The 16,562-nt window shown below is 35.6% G+C and carries 15 protein-coding genes; 8 read left to right on the top strand and 7 right to left on the bottom strand.

Annotated features, from left to right (window positions below; all coding sequences use genetic code 11):
* The first annotated feature begins 2 nt into the window (after window positions 1-2).
* Both PL_RS03075 and PL_RS03070 read left to right on the top strand, forming a co-directional pair.
* Window positions 3-734, top strand: a complete 732-nt coding sequence (locus PL_RS03075) for a LytR/AlgR family response regulator transcription factor (protein ID WP_041878743.1) — start codon at window positions 3-5, stop codon at window positions 732-734.
* Window positions 735-857: 123 nt separating this feature from the next.
* Entirely contained in the window at window positions 858-3,284 is a 2,427-nt protein-coding gene (locus PL_RS03070) for an outer membrane beta-barrel protein (RefSeq protein ID WP_348620957.1), read from the top strand.
* A gap of 99 nt (window positions 3,285-3,383) precedes the next feature.
* On the opposite strand, the gene PL_RS03065 is transcribed toward PL_RS03070, so the two are convergent.
* Window positions 3,384-4,406 (bottom strand): LLM class flavin-dependent oxidoreductase, encoded by a 1,023-nt coding sequence (locus PL_RS03065; RefSeq protein WP_041878737.1) that lies wholly within the window; start codon window positions 4,404-4,406, stop codon window positions 3,384-3,386.
* 212 nt (window positions 4,407-4,618) lie between these two features.
* Here PL_RS03065 and PL_RS03060 point away from each other — a divergent pair, with 212 nt between their 5' ends.
* Window positions 4,619-5,434, top strand: a complete 816-nt coding sequence (locus PL_RS03060) for an SDR family NAD(P)-dependent oxidoreductase (protein WP_041878735.1) — start codon at window positions 4,619-4,621, stop codon at window positions 5,432-5,434.
* A gap of 136 nt (window positions 5,435-5,570) precedes the next feature.
* Here the strand turns inward: PL_RS03060 and PL_RS03055 are convergent, their stop codons facing one another.
* Window positions 5,571-6,533 (bottom strand): hypothetical protein, encoded by a 963-nt coding sequence (locus tag PL_RS03055; RefSeq protein WP_041878733.1) that lies wholly within the window; start codon window positions 6,531-6,533, stop codon window positions 5,571-5,573.
* 363 nt (window positions 6,534-6,896) lie between these two features.
* On the opposite strand from PL_RS03055, the gene PL_RS03050 reads away from it, so the two are divergent.
* From PL_RS03050 to PL_RS03035, 4 genes are all read left to right on the top strand, one after another.
* On the top strand, window positions 6,897-7,055 hold the full coding sequence (locus PL_RS03050) for a hypothetical protein (RefSeq protein ID WP_160292066.1): 159 nt from the start codon (window positions 6,897-6,899) through the stop codon (window positions 7,053-7,055).
* 63 nt (window positions 7,056-7,118) lie between these two features.
* The gene (locus PL_RS03045) at window positions 7,119-8,786 is read left to right on the top strand and encodes a tetratricopeptide repeat-containing sensor histidine kinase (protein ID WP_041878731.1); all 1,668 of its coding nucleotides are present in this window, start codon (window positions 7,119-7,121) and stop codon (window positions 8,784-8,786) included.
* Between the two features lie 12 nt (window positions 8,787-8,798).
* Window positions 8,799-9,467, top strand: a complete 669-nt coding sequence (locus PL_RS03040) for a response regulator (RefSeq protein WP_235324443.1) — start codon at window positions 8,799-8,801, stop codon at window positions 9,465-9,467.
* A 746-nt stretch (window positions 9,468-10,213) separates the two neighbouring features.
* Window positions 10,214-11,296: a type I restriction endonuclease gene (locus PL_RS03035; protein WP_348620954.1), complete on the top strand. Its 1,083-nt coding sequence runs from the start codon at window positions 10,214-10,216 to the stop codon at window positions 11,294-11,296.
* Window positions 11,297-11,546: 250 nt separating this feature from the next.
* Here the strand turns inward: PL_RS03035 and PL_RS03030 are convergent, their stop codons facing one another.
* The 5 genes from PL_RS03030 to PL_RS03010 form a co-directional block, all read right to left on the bottom strand.
* Entirely contained in the window at window positions 11,547-11,864 is a 318-nt protein-coding gene (locus tag PL_RS03030; RefSeq protein WP_041878725.1) for a hypothetical protein, read from the bottom strand.
* A gap of 15 nt (window positions 11,865-11,879) precedes the next feature.
* Entirely contained in the window at window positions 11,880-12,863 is a 984-nt protein-coding gene (locus PL_RS03025; RefSeq protein WP_041878723.1) for a DUF4407 domain-containing protein, read from the bottom strand.
* Between the two features lies 1 nt (window position 12,864).
* Window positions 12,865-13,434, bottom strand: coding sequence for a hypothetical protein (locus tag PL_RS03020; RefSeq protein WP_041878721.1), 570 nt, complete (start codon window positions 13,432-13,434; stop codon window positions 12,865-12,867).
* A gap of 334 nt (window positions 13,435-13,768) precedes the next feature.
* Entirely contained in the window at window positions 13,769-14,914 is a 1,146-nt protein-coding gene (locus tag PL_RS03015) for a DUF4236 domain-containing protein (RefSeq protein ID WP_041878719.1), read from the bottom strand.
* A gap of 429 nt (window positions 14,915-15,343) precedes the next feature.
* Window positions 15,344-15,862: a hypothetical protein gene (locus PL_RS03010; protein ID WP_041878717.1), complete on the bottom strand. Its 519-nt coding sequence runs from the start codon at window positions 15,860-15,862 to the stop codon at window positions 15,344-15,346.
* 256 nt (window positions 15,863-16,118) lie between these two features.
* On the opposite strand from PL_RS03010, the gene PL_RS03005 reads away from it, so the two are divergent.
* Complete coding sequence (locus tag PL_RS03005; protein WP_041878715.1) at window positions 16,119-16,508, top strand: HYC_CC_PP family protein; 390 nt, start codon at window positions 16,119-16,121, stop codon at window positions 16,506-16,508.
* Window positions 16,509-16,562 lie beyond the last annotated feature (54 nt).

The following is a 16,562-nucleotide window of genomic DNA, read 5'->3' as shown; positions in this document are numbered from 1 at the left end:
TTATGATTTCATGTATAATTATAGATGATGAGCAACATATCATTGATCTGATCAAAGGCTATGTGGAACAAATTCCATTTTTGAAATTTGAAAATTCATTTACCAGCCCTATTGAAGCGTTAGACTTTATGAATAAGGTAAATGTTGATTTGGTTTTCCTGGATGTACACATGGAGCCTTTTTCCGGACTTGACTTTATTGAAGTTAATCAATCAAGAGCGGGAATCATTATGATAACCGCATATGACGACTATGCCATGAAGGGTTATGAAAATGATGTGATAGACTATTTGCTCAAACCTGTTTCACTCAGCAGGTTTATGAAAGCTGCCCAGAAAGCGCTAAATATTATTACCAGCAAAATGATTGAACAGAAATCATTTGCAAATGTAGAGAATCACATTTTTGTTAAAACCGAACAGAAGGGTAAGTTCATCAAAATAAATTATAAGGATATTGAATATATCGAAGGATTGAAGAATTATGTATCCATTTATCATCAAAACATTCGTACTATAGCTTTACTGAATATCCGTGATCTGGAAACCAGGCTGGCAGACGCAGGTTTTATCAGAGTGCATAAATCTTATATTGTTTCAATTGATAAGGTTAACTATATTGATGGAAATCAACTGAAGCTCATTAATAATGATAAATATATCCCGGTCGGGGAATCATACCGTGTTAATTTGTTCGAAAAATTACAATTAGGCTTACTGGGCAAAAAGAAATAATTTGGAGGCTTTTATATTCTTTATTTTGGTATTTGTCCATGGAAACCGGGAGTTGGTGTATCGTTTTTAATTTTAAGCTGATACAGCCGTATTTTCGGTTATCAGTATTTATTTTATTAATCCATGACCAAGATAATCTCCTGCTCTTTTTTAAAATTTCTCCTTTGTGTTGCTTTGGCAGGATATTCAACCCTTACTCATGCACAGCAGATGATTTCAGGGCAGGTAATTGATAATGAAAATTCGCCGGTTATTTACGCAACTATTCAGCTAAAAAAAGATTCTGCTACATTTAAACTTATTCAGGGAGCGATTACTGGGTTAACTGGTGATTTTCAGCTTCAAAAGATTAAGCCTGGCAATTATTTGTTAGAAGTTAATGCTATGGGTTACGGTTCTTACCATCAAAAGATAGCAGTCGACAATCAGCAGACGTTGAATCTCAGTAAGATCATTCTAAAAGTAAATAGCAAAGATTTGAGAGAAGTGGTAATCTCAGCAAAGAAAAAGCTCATTGTACAAAAGCCTGACAGAATTATTATGAACGTTGATCAGAGTATTCTTGCAGCCGGAAATGACCTCTTTAGTATTCTGGCTATGGCACCATCTCTGCAGGTTACCAATGGGCAGGTCCGCATGCTTGGGAAATCAAATGTTTTAATCATTCTTGATGGTAAGCGGTTGCCTGGTACATCTTTAGAAAGTATATTATCTGCAATTCCCGGTGACCTGATTGACAGGATAGAGATCATTACCAATCCGTCTTCAAAGTATGACGCAAATGCAAGCGGAGGTGTAATTGAGATATATACCAAAAAAAACAAAACAGCCGGATGGTATGCTTCTGTGGGCGGAAATGGCAGTGTAGGGAAGCGTAGTGGCGGTGGCGGAAATGGCAGTTTTAACTTAAGTACAAAAAAGATAGATTTTACAACAAATGCCAGTTATTCGCAAAAAACACAGGTAGAACAAGGATATCAGAACAGGGATCTGTATAAAGGGGCGGATAAAATAGGGGATTTTAAGCAGGACGTTGATTTTTCAGATAATAAGGTCAAAAATACCTATCTGAATACTGGTCTGAGTTATCATATTAATAATAAAAACACAATCGGGGCAGAATTCGGATTTACCAAAGTCACTTATAATGGATTGGGTGATGTAAATTCACAAATATCAATTGTAGATCAGCGACTGCTAACTTCCAGCCGGAACAATATCAAATATGCAGCTGATTTGTTCAATTATAATTTGAAATACAAAGCTGATTTTGATAGTTTAGGCTCTAATCTGATCATTCTGGGTAGCTATGTGAAATATAAGAATGATAAAACACAAATATTTGAGCAGAGTCAGCTGGATCAGAATTCTAATACAACTACGAACAGTAAGATCAGAAATTTTGCACCGGCAGATTTCAATATATATACTTTATCTGCAGATTATACAAAGATGTGGTCAAAAGAGTTATTCCTGGAAGGCGGTGTAAAGTATACTTACACTTCAAATCAAAGTAAACAAATTACTGATAATTTCTCAAACAGCACCTGGAATACGAATGATGATGGTATTAGTGAGATAGGCTATTATGAAAAAGTATCAGCTGCTTATCTTAACCTGAATTATGTATTAAGTCAGAAAACATCTTTCCAGGCTGGAATACGAGGTGAGAATACAAGTTTTGGCGTTATTAATAACATCCATGATTCTTATTTCAGATTATTTCCGAATCTGAGATTGGATTACAAGTGGAATACCGATTTTTCATCTTCCATAGGCTATGCGAGAAATATAAGCAGGCCAGCTTACGAAAAACTGATCCCATTTGAATTATATATTGATAATTATACCACTCAACGTGGAAACCCGCTGCTTAAACCAGAATATGCGAACAGCTTTTTTTTAAATCAGATTTATAAGGATTATAGTTTGAGAGTAGGGTATACGATTACAAATGATGCAATTAGTGATTTGTATCTGTATGATCCTGCTTCATTACGTTTTACCGCTACACAAATGAATTTTTTGAAAAGTCATCTGCTATCAGCTTCTTTAGATGTTCCATTGAAATTAACATCACGCTGGAACGCTAACATAGGGATCAATGGTTTCTATAAGGATTTGAAATTTCCTTCCGCGTTGAATCCCGCTATTGTGATGAAGAAATCTAAATATTATTATACGGTAAGTGCTTATAACGCATTTAGCTTTAAGCATAATTGGTCTGCTGAATTAAACTTTTATTATTATTCATCTTTCTTTGACGGACTGTATGATATAGGTGGATTTTCTGATCTTTCTGCAGGAATTAAGAAAACTTTTTGGAAAAACAGAGCTTCACTGAAGTTTGATGTGAGTGATATTTTCTATGATTCAAACATGATAGTCAGAACAAATGAGTTACCTACTATTTCGACCAGCGTGATTAAACGTGACACCAGAAGGTTTCGGGTAACGTTCAGATATAATTTCAGTGGGAAGCGTAATGTTAAGAGTAAAATTCTGAAGAATAACGGAAACGATCCGGAATTAAGCAGGTTGGGAATTTAGTGTTATTATCATTCAGGTAGGATTATTGCCAGTCTTATATGGTAAGTATCCTTGATTTAGTTAAGTGCTATAAGGATATTACAGCACTTAACTAATGGTTTAGCGCCAACCCAATCCGGGGGCGACATGCTCCAAAATAGAAGAAAGTACATGTACATTATAATCAACCCCTAATGTATTGGGTATTGTTAAAAGAATCGTGTCTGCCTCTTGAATAGCTTCATCTTCAGCTAACTCCTTTATAAGTTGATCTGGCTCTGCGGCATAGCTTCTACCAAAAATGGCACGTTTGTCCGATTCAATCATTCCGATTTTATCAACCCGGTTAGTTTCTTCACCAAAGAAATAGCGATCCTGATCGTTTACCAATGCGAAAATAGACCGGCTTACCGAAATCCTCGGTTCGCGACTGTGTCCTGCTTTTTTCCAGGCATCTTTATACAATCTGATCTGCTCAGCTTGCTGTATATGAAAAGGTTTGCCACTTTCATCTTGCTTCAAAGTAGAACTTTGAAGATACATTCCGTTTTCGGCAGCCCAAACAGCAGTAGCGTTGGAAGCAGCTCCCCACCAGATGCGTTCTCGCAGTCCTTTCGAATATGGTTCCAGACGTAGCAGGCCTGGTGGATTCGGAAACATTGGGTATGGATTAGGCTGGGCAAATCCAACGCCTTTTAATTTATCCAGGAATTCCATCGCTTTACGGCGTCCCATGTCTGCATCAGTTTCTCCTTCAGCGGGTTCATATCCAAAATAGCGCCACCCATCAATTACCTGTTCCGGCGAACCTCTGCTGATTCCCAATTGCAATCGACCCTCTGAAATTAAATCCGCAGCTCCGGCATCTTCCACCATATAAAGCGGATTTTCATAACGCATATCAATTACCCCTGTTCCAATCTCTATTTTGCTTGTTTTGGCGCCGATTGCCGAAAGTAAAGGAAATGGCGAGGCTAACTGAGCTGCAAAATGATGCACACGAAAATAGGCGCCATCTAAACCAATTTCTTCGGCAGCGACAGCCAGATCTATAGATTGAAGCAATGTATCACTCGCAGTACGGGTCTTATAGGCATGATGGTCAGACCAATGCCCGAACGATAAAAATCCTATTTTCTTCATAACTTCTTTTTCGTACTCAAAAATACCCTTTATTATTTATTTTTTGATCGCTAAAACAATTTCTTTCATACTGTCTTTTCTTAGATAATGCTCCATGTGATACATCTCCGGTTTTGTCACATTCTCCACCTGATATTGTCTGTTTTACACCCGTATTTACAATGAGCTTACACATAGCTTTATATTGAATAATATCTCAGCAAATTATAATTATGATACTTCAAAATAAAAATGCAATTGTTTATGGAGCAGGCTCTTCCCTGGGAGGAGCTGTTGCCCAATCCCTGGCCACAGCTGGCGCAACTGTTTTTGTAACCAACAAAAATTTAACGATTGCCAGGCAGGTTGCTGACCAAATTATTGCAGCAGGCGGTAAAGCTGATGCTGGAATTGTTGATGCCATGGACGAGGAGTCTATCAGAAAACACATTGAATTTGTTCATGACAAGGCCGGCACTGTTGACATATCTTTCAATTTAATAGGAATTAAAAATGTGCAGAACATTCCATTAATCGAGATGTCTCTCAAAGATTTTATTTCACCTGTTCATGATGCGATGCATACTCAATTTCTGACTATGACAGCAGCAGGTAGAATTATGAAAAATCAAAAATCGGGAGTAATACTTTCCTTAACAGCAACTCCGGGCGGGATTGGATATGCGATGGTTGGCGGTTTTGGTCCACTATGTTGTGCAATAGAGAGTCTTTCAAGGGACCTGGCAGCAGAACTTGGTTCATTTGGTGTGAGGGTTGTTAATATCAGGTCGGCTGGTTCTCCAGATTCACGTCCGTTTAAAGAACTTATAGTTACCGGAAGTGATGAAGCTAAATCTTTCCTGCAGAAAATTGTGGATGATACCATGCTCAATCAATTACCATTAATGCAGGATATTGCAAATACTGCTGTTTTTTTAGGCTCAGATATGGCAGGAAAAATAAGTGGCGTTACGATAGATGTTACAGCAGGAACAACAGCTGCAATTAATTACAAAAATACAAAACCCGCTTTTCTTAGTGGTAAATGAACGAATTAGTTAAAAGTTATCAAGACCTTGTTACCTGTGCCCGAAAAGCAATAGGATGTATGGATCTTGCAATTTCCACTGATTCTTTTGAAACAAATTATTCGTGAAATGGAAACAGATGGGTTAGTATACTATATTATTTCCGGAGTATGTATTTATTTAACATGTAAACTGTAATTGGCTTTAATCTTACATCATTATACATCGGATGATAGCCATCTGCAGTATAAAATTCTAATTCGCCATCTATTTTTGTATACCATACTTTACCTACAGAACTCTGCGTAAGCGTATCCGGCTGCGTAATTTTTCTTAAATGAGCAGCTTTTGCGGTATCTAGTGCAAGCACAGTTGCATCCTTGACCTTTTGATTACAGGAGATACGCTTGTAATGGTCGCCCGTCCAATACATACATTCCTGATTTTGTAAACTTGCCAACTGATAGGTTCCACCGCTTGCTGCCAGAATAATCATAAAAGAAGTAATAGTCTTTCTGATCTTCGAACCTTTTTTATGCGATACGCCCTGGTTTTCAAAAAGAGATTGAATTTCGTGATTAGTTGTCTCTGTCTCTTCTTTAATTTCGGTTTCTGTTGTTGAAATACCGGCTATATGAACTTTAGTCTCTTTGTCTTCAGTGTCTTCTGGTCTATACAGAGATGTGAATGGTTGAAAGTTATTGTCCACGGCTGTTGCAGGCTCATTGATGATTTCCGAAGCGGTCAACGTTGTTGGATCCCCCTTAAAGTTATTCCAGATCTGATATGGTCGTGGCTCAAAGTCTATCAGCCAGGCAAGGAGTTCAATGTTCTTATCTTCAGTAACATTTGTTCTTCTGTTCATGAAGTTCATTAACGGTCTGAATTTATCAATCTCTAATTTACTGATACTTTGACCATAATCAGTTATATGATCTTTTGGACCAAAAAATAACCTGAATGCCCTTTCGTCTTTCTTTGAGCACCTCTCTTGATAAACAATAAGACATTCATCTTTTATTTTCCCCGGAGACGGGCGCAGCAAATTAACAGAAATGGCGCCGGCGTCCCTCTTTTCCTGATAGGTAAGAATTACCTTTTCTTTATAATCTTCAAACATTTTCCAAAATTATTGAATAAAAATAAGCGGAATTTACGGAATCCCATAAGCATTTCCGGAATTCATTCAGAATGATCGGAATGATCGGAATACTTTGATAGATAGGGTTTTATGTCCCATTACATTTGTCTCAGAAATCAATTAAAGCTTCGATTCGCTATCGCAGTAAATGTACAAAACTGATTTCTAAAAGAGATGAAAGAGCGGGAGTTAATATCCGGTTTGGGAAGCAGTTATTAGCTCCCGCAATTGATTCTCACACTTCCCAAAAATTTAAGAAGCGCTTCTTAATTCAGTTGTAGCAGCCTCCGCGATAGGTTTCGCGGAGAACTACGAAGTATTTCATTTTTAAATTTTTGAATCATGTTAGAATTAATATTTGCCTTTTTATTGGGATTGGCATGCCCTGGACATACTACCACTACTACGCACAGTACTAACGATAATATTACAGTTTCAGCGCAAAGCGAAATGGACGATACAGGAGGTGAAGGAGCACATATTCCGCCGGGAAGACCTTAGCTCATAAATTAAGGCAGTTTTTACTGCCTTAATTTATTTATATTTGAGCAAAGCCTCTCAACTTTGAAAAGAACAATTATTCTCATAGTTTTTACATTAAGTATTATTGCTTGTAATAAAAAGCATAATCCCATTCCTTTAGTTAAGGATACCTATTTTGATAAAGCTGAATCCTTTCTGAGCAAGAACAGTGATTCAGCTTTTTATTATTTTAATAAGGTTGCTGCAAATTCCAGGGATAGTTTAGAAATAGCTATAGCTTATAATCAAATGGCTGTTATAGAATCTAATGCTGGTGATTATTTTGGCGCACAGGAAAGTCTGATGATCTCCTTAAAATTTTTGAATGATAAAAAGGAGAAACATTTCAACTGTTTATCTTCTGATTATAATGAATTGGGATTAAACGTTCAAAACTTTAAAAATTTTGACCTGGCAATAGAATATTACGATAAAGCAGAAAAATACTCTAATAACAAAGTTTTTAATTTAATGATTTTAAATAATAAGGCTTTGGTATATCAGAAGACAAAAAAATATGCACAGGCTATTAAGATTTATAATGAAATTATCACCGGTACGGGGGAAAGTCAGAAAGAATATGCAAGGGCACTCTCCAATGTAACCAAAACAAAATGGCTTCAGAATCCTGACTATAAGGCTGCTCCTTACTTTTTAAAAGCATTGGATATTCGTAAAAAACAAAACGATATCTGGGGGCAAAATGCGAGCTATTCTCACCTTACTGACTACTATACAACTATACGACCTGATTCCGCATTGATTTATGCTCACCGATGGTACCAGGTAACAAAAGAAATAAAAAGCCCTGATGATCAGATAGACGCTTTGAGAAAGTTAATACAGCTTAGTCCTCCTGTAGAAACCAAAGCTTATTTTAAAACCTATCAGAAATTGGATGATAGTTTAAAATTTGCACGTAACAGTGCCAAAAATCAATTTGCACTTATCCGTTATGAAGTGGAAAAGAATAAGTCTGATAATTTAAAACTTCAGAAAGATAATACAGAGAAAAAATACCAGATTATCAAACAAAGAATTCTGCTTTTCAGTACTTTTTTATTGCTTATCGGAGGCTCAGGGATCAGTATTATCTGGTATAAGAAAAGAAAGCAGAGACTTGAAATGGAAGCTCAGAATACCGTTCGTGAAAATAAGCTGAAAACATCAAAAAAAGTACATGATGTAGTTGCGAACGGATTATATCGGGTAATGACGGAAATCGAAAATCAGGAAAGTTTAGATCGGAATTCTATACTGGATAAATTAGAAAATATGTATGAAAAATCCCGGGATATATCATATGAGGAACTCGGATTTACAGACCAGAATTTCCATGTTAAGCTATCAGATTTACTCAGGTCTTTTGCTACAGAAACTATCAGAATTGTACTAGTGGGTAATACTGCAGACTTATGGTTAAAAGTGAGCATACAGATTAAAATCGAGATTGAGCATATCCTTCAGGAACTTATGGTTAACATGAGTAAACATAGTAAGGCAAGTAATGTTGCGGTTAAGTTTGAACAAACGAATAATTGCATAAACATCTATTATTCAGATAATGGGATTGGTATAGCAGAAGAAGAACAATTTAAAAATGGGCTTACGAATACGGGAACCCGTATAAAAAGCATTCATGGAGAAATTAACTTTGGCATAAAAGCCGAAAAAGGATTGAAAGTTCAGATTTCATTTCCTGTTTCTTAAACTGATAGATAAATGATGTTCAAAAAAATATTAATTGCTGAAGACCACGAAAGCTCCAATATCTCTGTACAGAAGACGTTGGCAGATCTGGGGATATTAGATGCCCATTATGTATTTTATTGCGATGACGCATTAGCGCGAATACAAAAGGCCCTTAATACTAATGATCCTTATGACTTACTCCTTACTGATCTTTCATTTGAAGAAGATCATAACAAGCAAAAAATATCTGGAGGTACAGCATTGATAAATGCTGTAAGAAATCTGCAGCCGGATCTGAAAATAATTGTTTTCTCTGCAGAGAACAAGCCTGCTGTCATTGATACTCTTTTTAAGGATTTAGCTATAAATGCTTATGTGCGTAAAGCACGTAATGATGCAAAAGATCTTAAGCGTGCTATAGATATTATCTCCAAAGGTGGGAAGTACATTTCTGTCGATTTAAAACAGACTATCAAAGAGAAAAATTCTTATGAATTAACCGATTACGATATTACCATTATTTCCTTGCTTTCAGGAGGAGTAAAGCAAAAGGAAATTCCAGTCTATTTACAGCAAAACAATATCAAACCGTCAGGTTTGAGTAGTGTTGAAAAACGTTTTAATCTGATTAAAGAAGTATTGGGGTTTTCCAACAATGAACAATTAATTGCCTATTGTAAAGATATGGGAATAATTTAGTACGTTACGGTTTCACGTAAGGAAGCAATCGGTATCTCTAATACTTTTGGGTAGTTAAACTATTAAAATATTATAGAAATGAAAAAGCGATTTTACGTAAACGAAAAAGCACAGCGTAGTGGTGATCATGAGGTTCACAATGAGTCCTGCACATATCTGCCCATTTTGCAGAACCGAAGATATTTAGGTGAATTTTATAACTGTACCGACGCAGTTATAGCAGCAAAATGGTATTACCCGACAGCTGATGGCTGTAAAATATGCTCGGAAGACTGTCATACACGATAGCAGAAGTATATATCTGAAGTACAATAATATTAAAATGATAAGGGAGGTTATTCCAGGTTCAACATGGTTGTTGTATGTGGAGTAATCTCCTTTTTTGATAAAAACCACCTATCAGTTTACGGGTTCCCGTAAGGATAAGACCTCTGTGCTGTATATTTTTGATCAGTTCAATAATTAAATAATACAGTTATGAAGATAATTTTATTATCAGCGTTTCTCTTTTTCAGCGGTTTTACGTGTACAGACTCGGGCATAGTTTATATCTGTGATAGTAGTACTGCAGCAAGATACCATTATTCTTCTAATTGCAGGGGTTTAAGGAATTGCCAGCATAGAATCCTCAAAGTAACAATAGAGCAGGCCAGAATTAAAGGTAGGACTTTATGCGGTTGGGAACATTGATCGTTGTCCTGCCGGATTCTCAATACAAGAATTATTAATTACTAAATAAAAATCAAATGGATTTTAAAGATCAGATTATACAGTTAGCATCTCGTGTCGAGAAGATGTTACCTCAAATACAAACAGAAGAAGCGACAAAAAATGCTTTGGTCATGCCATTCATCCAGATTATGGGGTATGATGTCTTTAACCCTTTTGAGGTTAATCCTGAATATATTGCTGATTTGGGTATTAAAAAAGGAGAGAAGGTTGATTATGCAATTATGAAAGATAGTGAGCCGACAATATTAATCGAATGTAAGCATCATCTGGAAAACTTAGATCCCCATAACTCTCAGCTGTTTAGATATTTTCATACTACAAAAGCTAAATTTGGTTTGCTGACTAATGGATTAGTATATCGCTTTTATACAGATCTGGTTGAAAAAAACAAAATGGATGGCACTCCATTCTTCGAATTCAAATTGACTGAAATTAAAGATGCTGAAGTTGCGGAATTAAAGAAATTCCACAAGTCATATTTTGATGTAGAGAACATAACCAATACCGCCAGTGAGCTAAAATATCTGAATGAACTAAAAAGCCTCTTGCATAAAGAGATTGCTGACCCCTCGGATGGTTTCATCACTTTCTTTACTAAACAGGTATATCCAAAGGTAATCACGGTTAAGGTTAAAGAACAATTTGCGCCAATTATCAAACGTTCTTTTAATCAACTAATCAGCGATGCAATCAGTGAGCGATTGAAATCTGCACTTAACCAGGAAAAGGATAAAGGCGTAGCAGAGACTATTAAAACCGAAGAAATTATTAGTAATGATCCTGAATCCGGAATTGTTACTACCGAAGAAGAGATCGAAGGATTCTTTGTCGTAAAATCCATTCTCAGAGAAACTGTAGATCCGAAAAGAATTACTTACAGAGATGCACTTTCCTATTTTGCTATTCTATTAGATGACAATAACCGTAAAACCATATGCCGTTTATATCTGAATAATAAAAAATATCTAGCCGTACTGGACGAAAACAAGAAGGAAATCAGGCATGAATTGGAGTCTGTTGATGATTTGTATAAACATGCTGAAATTTTGAATGAGGTTGTAATGAAACTGGACGAGGCAAAAATCAAGTTAACTTAGATTTGCAGCAATAGCGGTCATTATCTTTAATCGTCTGTTCCTGGTCTTTAAGAAGAAGGGAGCAGACACTTTTTTGTGTCGTCCATATCAGGATTAATTTAATAAACTATTGATCAATAAAATGTGGTGGTAAAGTCAGATATAATTGATTACATACAAAAGGAAAAAAGATCAAACAGAAAAGGCAATTTGCTACTGTATAATTAATAAACCAGGAGCACATTGCCTATTGAATGATTAAAAAAACGAGTTAATTATTGTTTATTTCGGCAGTTGTTTTCTCTGGTTCAATAATTAATTCAGCTTGTGATTTTGTTAATGTAAGCTGTTTAGAAAGTAAGTTGTTTGTTTCTGTTTGCAATCTGATTTGTGTGACCTGATTTTTTAATAAATCATTGATTTTCCAATACCAGGTCAAGACTTCTCTTATTGCAAGAGAGAATAGAAAAGCAATAATAATTATTACTATAATTCCAAATATGATGTTCTCACTAGTATATGAACTCTGTGCAAAGGTGCTAAGTGGTAGTAATAAAATTGTGATTAATGAGAGTTGATGTTTTTTCATTTATATTCTGTTTAGTTATAATAATTCTATCTTTCTAAAGTGTATAGCCATTTGCTTCTGGATGGTTTTGTCGTAATCTGAATCAGTATCATTTGCCTTACCGATCAGTATTAATAGTTCCAAAATGAGCAGAAAAAGCAACCATATGGTATACACGATTAGTGCAATTGATGATTGTTTAAGTATGTTCGACATAACGTTTAATTCATCCAGAAAACCAATTTTTCGATTTATTTCCTCTTCCAGATCAGATTTAAGACTAAGAAGAGTATTCTCTTTACTTATTCTCTGATTATTGAGATTTGTGATTGTACTATCCAGGGGCTGGAGCCGCTGTATTTTCGGGTTCGGAACTGATGTTATTGTTTTAGAAACAACCTGCTTATATCTTGTACGGGTCAATGTTCTTGTGCTGTCTTTTGTGGTACTGGTTTCTGGAACCGGATTTACAGTTGTTTGTACAATTTCTGTAGTAGGATTTTTATTGATATCCTCCAATAGTTGTTTTCTTTCGTTTTCCTTATTTGCCAGTGTCATATTTAAAGCTGTAATCTGAGCACTTATTTCTTTCGTTCTTCCAGGCATTAATAAATCTACCTGCTTCTGATTTTCGGCAATCTTATATTTTTCTATATCATCTTTAAATATAATCTGATCAATAATCAATGAACCAACAATAGACATTAATATGGCAAGTCCTAAACGAGTTAATTTAAGAGAACGGTTAGTTTTGTCCGCAAGCAAAATCTGCCTTTCAATCTGAACAATTATCAGTACTGCTATAACTGAACCCAGGACGCTGCCCGTGATACCAAGTTTGATATACCGGTCACAAAAAGAATAACCTACAAAAGCCCAGACCGTTGTGACAATTAATAATGCCGATGCATATTTTTTTACTTTTCTTGTGGAGACTTCGCTGCAATTAGACAGGATATAAAAATTGTAGCCAGTTAAAAAGCAACAAAGTTTAAGCCACCAGATTTGAAGTTTTCTCATTTTAAAATCTGTTTAATATAGTATGATGAGAGATAGCTGAAAGCCCGTTCATAAAACCACGGGTATAACTGATAATCATGCCCTGACTATCTCCTTTATTGTGCTGGGCTTCTTCTTCGATATCCAAGACTTTCTGAACATGGCTCTCTGCGATACTTTTCTTCATTTTAAGCTCATCCACGACATCGACCATTCCGCTTCTTGCTCTGCTATCAATGTGAAAGTCAATTTCCTTTATAAAATCTTCGTAAAAAGTTTTGACTCTTCTGATCGTTCTCTCCAACTGATTCTTTAACGCCAGAACATTATGTTCCAGATGGCTAATATCCGGATTCATCAAAGCATCTTCGTATCCTTTGGTCTCATGATTTTTATCCAGAAAATCAAATAATAATTCAATGTTGTTTTCAATTTTCTGACCTTCATTATCTACTGGCAGGTCTTTATCATTTTCAATGAAAACATTCTCAGGAATATCTATAGTATTAGAGAACCTGTTAGTTGGTTCATCTGGTAAAACCAGATTTGCAGGCATTGTCTCAGCCTCTTTTTTTCGTAAAAAATTAAACATATTTTATATTTTAATGATGGGTACTTTGAATTTAGAATGGCCCCTTTGATGGCAGGAATTGCACAGGGTGATCAATGTTTTATCTGAATATTGCCAGGGCGCTTTAAATTTCTTTAAGGCAGTTAAATAATGATATTGCCGATGGTGCACCTGAAGGTTGTCTGTCAGCCCACAGATTACGCATTGATTAAGATCTCTTGTTAAAATTATGGACCTCTTATCTTTCCATCTTTTATCAAATAATAAAGCGCCATAAGATCCATGTTTGTTTGGGGCAAACTCCTGATCTTGATGTGATTGTCCCATAAGGGTATATCTCCGATATAATTTCATGTTAACTACCTGTGTTGCTTAGATTAAAAACATTTAACCGTTTAATTGTTGTTTGATACTCATTAAAGACCTTACCAAACTCTTCCGTGAATTCATAATTGCTAAATTCATATTCTTCATTTAATCCCGTATTGGTTGATAATCTGATCTCACCATATTTGACTATCGGGATTTGATAATTATCTTTAAACCTTTTGTCCGGAGTACCATTTTTGTTGACTTTGGCCCATGTATGATCAATTATCTTTGAGTCGGGAGGAACAGACCCTGTTTCTGTAAATCGTACAGAACCCCGTTCAAGATTAATTTCATCAATTCCTATAATTGCAAAATCTGACTTATTTGAATACATGATGATAAAGCCAGGGTAGAAGTATAGATCCGCTCCATTAGCATTTTGAAAGTAAAGTGTCTCAAAATTGGATTTCAGGTGACTGATTGAACTGAGGGCGAACCTAACATTTCTTTTGTTAACGATTGTACTTGCTGATGAACGTGCTGCAACTCTATCTTGAAAATGGGCACTTGTTACATCCCATATTTTATGGCAGGCAGTTAATTTTCTGAAGGCATTTACCAGCTGATTATATTTTTCCTTAATTTCAGGGTCAAAATCAACATCTAAGTTTACATAGCAGTTGTCAATTGCTTCTTTTGTTTGTCTGATAGCCTCTTGTTGTGCTTCGATATCCATTTTTAAGTTTTCAGGAATAGTCTTTTTTATTAGTCCGTAAATAAAAATGTAACTCAGAATACGTTTCAGTCGTGTAGTCCCTAGTGTTGCCTTAATCTTCAATAAATCATTTCCCAGTTCATTTTTCTGATGATGTGCGAGCATAATTGCTTCTTTTACACCTTGCATATTCTGGCTGGTTATTTCATGAATATCTGCACTAAAGATATTATCAGTGAGTTCAACCGGGTTATATTCGTTGTATAAATGAGGTACAGGAGGAATATCCTGTTCAAAAAGTTTTTGTCTGTTGTAAATATCTAATACGGGTATGCCGGTATTCAGATATACTCCAGATTTACCAAAGGTCATACTTGCCCCCTTAACTCCAATGGAGGTTGATATACCACTTTTACTTAAGTTCAAATGAACTCCGGGAATGATTTTTATTCTTTTACGGAAACTCCAAGCCATTTTGTTTAGGATTATTTGTTTATATATGATGTTGAAATAGAGATTGACATTATCATTTACCCGAATATTATATCTATTGGTTTATATAGTTAAATTGGTGTTATTATACCTTTCAGGTATTTCACTTATCAAAAGTATACAGGATGTGAATGTTTTTTTTACGGGAAACCGTAGACCTCCTGAATCGAAGAAATATGTCCCAGATAACATTACAGAGGAAATATATTTTTGAATCGGAGTAATCTTAGCAGTGACCTTGCCATTGAAAGTTATGATTCATGTTAACAGCGAGAGAAGCTGTTTTTAGATAAAGAGTTTTCGATGCTAAAGAAAAAATCAGTTTTCAGAGGAAACCACCTCCAAAAACTGATTATTCAGATCTCTTTAATTATTGTTATCGGGCTCTGCAGGTCGAAATCTTAAAAAAGTCTAGTTTATAGTAAGTGTACATGGAGAGCAACTACAGGTTGCGGAAAGTGTATCCCCAACACTCACTACCTGAGGTGAACAACCACATGGGCCGCTACAACTGAAAGAGGTTTCAAAAGAATCAGCTGTAGAGCTTTTCTTATTCAGGGAATTTTGAGGGTACTTAATTTTATCATAATTAGTCATAATAAAACTATTTTTACTGCTACTATTAGTTTTATACTGTATAGTTGCTACATAGCCTTTTTTTACCCTCGTGTAAATGATATTTGTGATTTCAAATCCAGCGGGTAGTTTGTTATCAAATATTGCCAGCACCTTTTTTTCGAAGGTTACCCGATCATTAGCAACAATATCACCATTAGGAGATACGAAATTGATTCCTTTTGAAACTTTAATCGCAGAAGGCGTAGTGTTTCGTTCATCATAACTTTTAGTTTGATTACAGGAATAGATAAGAAAAATAATAATTGTCATCATAGCTACTATAAATGGCAATCGGATAAGAGAAGCTTTCATAATTAGATGATTTTAAGGTTAGGATCTTAATTATAAATATACCTATAACCTCGTGGACAGTAGTCCCAAAATGAGCATTGAAAAGGAAGGTAAATTGAGAGGGAGTATTCAATTGATAACCTTAATGCGGCTTTAATAATTAAGGATCCTGAGTGTAGATCAATTAGTTATATGGTCACCCAGAGGTAATTAAGTGAATTTTAACCGGGACTATATCATCTGTATTTGATGAAATTTCAATATTTTTGCTGTGCACATGAAAAAAGCACTGTCCATATTGCTCATACTCCTTTATACAACTGCCAGTTTTGGTTTGAGTGTAAAACAATTTTACTGCTGTGGACAGCTGAGTTCAGTATCGCTTGATCTGGAACAAAGTATAAACGAACAGCACAGTGAAAGTAGTGAAAAGGGCAGGTGCTGTGAAAATCAATTCAGAAATATAAAGGGAAGTCATATTCTTTCAGCTCAATCTGCCAGTCCGGCGAAATGTCTTAAAAGCCAGTTTTTACTGAATTTCATTACGCTCTATCAGGGGCTGATTCCTGTGACTGCAGAGTATTTAACTGCTGTTCATCCAGGCAATGCACCACCAATAACCGGGAATATTCCTGTTTATATTCTTAACTGCACCTATCGTATCTGATCCTCGGCTCACAATTATTTAATTGTGTTTCTACTATTGTTATCTACATTTTAG

Source organism: Pedobacter lusitanus (assembly GCF_040026395.1).
GTDB classification, from domain to species: domain Bacteria; phylum Bacteroidota; class Bacteroidia; order Sphingobacteriales; family Sphingobacteriaceae; genus Pedobacter; species Pedobacter lusitanus.
Note: the sequence above shows the minus strand (reverse complement) of the source record. Positions and strands in the feature narration are given on the sequence as shown.

Bases quoted from the DNA above. Each gene is read 5' to 3' on its own strand.
- PL_RS03075 (WP_041878743.1), top strand. From the start codon at position 3: ATGATTTCATGTATAATTATAGATGATGAGCAACATATCATTGATCTG.
- PL_RS03070 (WP_348620957.1), top strand. From the start codon at position 858: ATGACCAAGATAATCTCCTGCTCTTTTTTAAAATTTCTCCTTTGTGTT.
- PL_RS03065 (WP_041878737.1), bottom strand. From the start codon at position 4,406: ATGAAGAAAATAGGATTTTTATCGTTCGGGCATTGGTCTGACCATCAT.
- PL_RS03060 (WP_041878735.1), top strand. From the start codon at position 4,619: ATGATACTTCAAAATAAAAATGCAATTGTTTATGGAGCAGGCTCTTCC.
- PL_RS03055 (WP_041878733.1), bottom strand. From the start codon at position 6,533: ATGTTTGAAGATTATAAAGAAAAGGTAATTCTTACCTATCAGGAAAAG.
- PL_RS03050 (WP_160292066.1), top strand. From the start codon at position 6,897: ATGTTAGAATTAATATTTGCCTTTTTATTGGGATTGGCATGCCCTGGA.
- PL_RS03040 (WP_235324443.1), top strand. From the start codon at position 8,799: ATGATGTTCAAAAAAATATTAATTGCTGAAGACCACGAAAGCTCCAAT.
- PL_RS03035 (WP_348620954.1), top strand. From the start codon at position 10,214: ATGGATTTTAAAGATCAGATTATACAGTTAGCATCTCGTGTCGAGAAG.
- PL_RS03030 (WP_041878725.1), bottom strand. From the start codon at position 11,864: ATGAAAAAACATCAACTCTCATTAATCACAATTTTATTACTACCACTT.
- PL_RS03025 (WP_041878723.1), bottom strand. From the start codon at position 12,863: ATGAGAAAACTTCAAATCTGGTGGCTTAAACTTTGTTGCTTTTTAACT.
- PL_RS03020 (WP_041878721.1), bottom strand. From the start codon at position 13,434: ATGTTTAATTTTTTACGAAAAAAAGAGGCTGAGACAATGCCTGCAAAT.
- PL_RS03015 (WP_041878719.1), bottom strand. From the start codon at position 14,914: ATGGCTTGGAGTTTCCGTAAAAGAATAAAAATCATTCCCGGAGTTCAT.
- PL_RS03010 (WP_041878717.1), bottom strand. From the start codon at position 15,862: ATGAAAGCTTCTCTTATCCGATTGCCATTTATAGTAGCTATGATGACA.
- PL_RS03005 (WP_041878715.1), top strand. From the start codon at position 16,119: ATGAAAAAAGCACTGTCCATATTGCTCATACTCCTTTATACAACTGCC.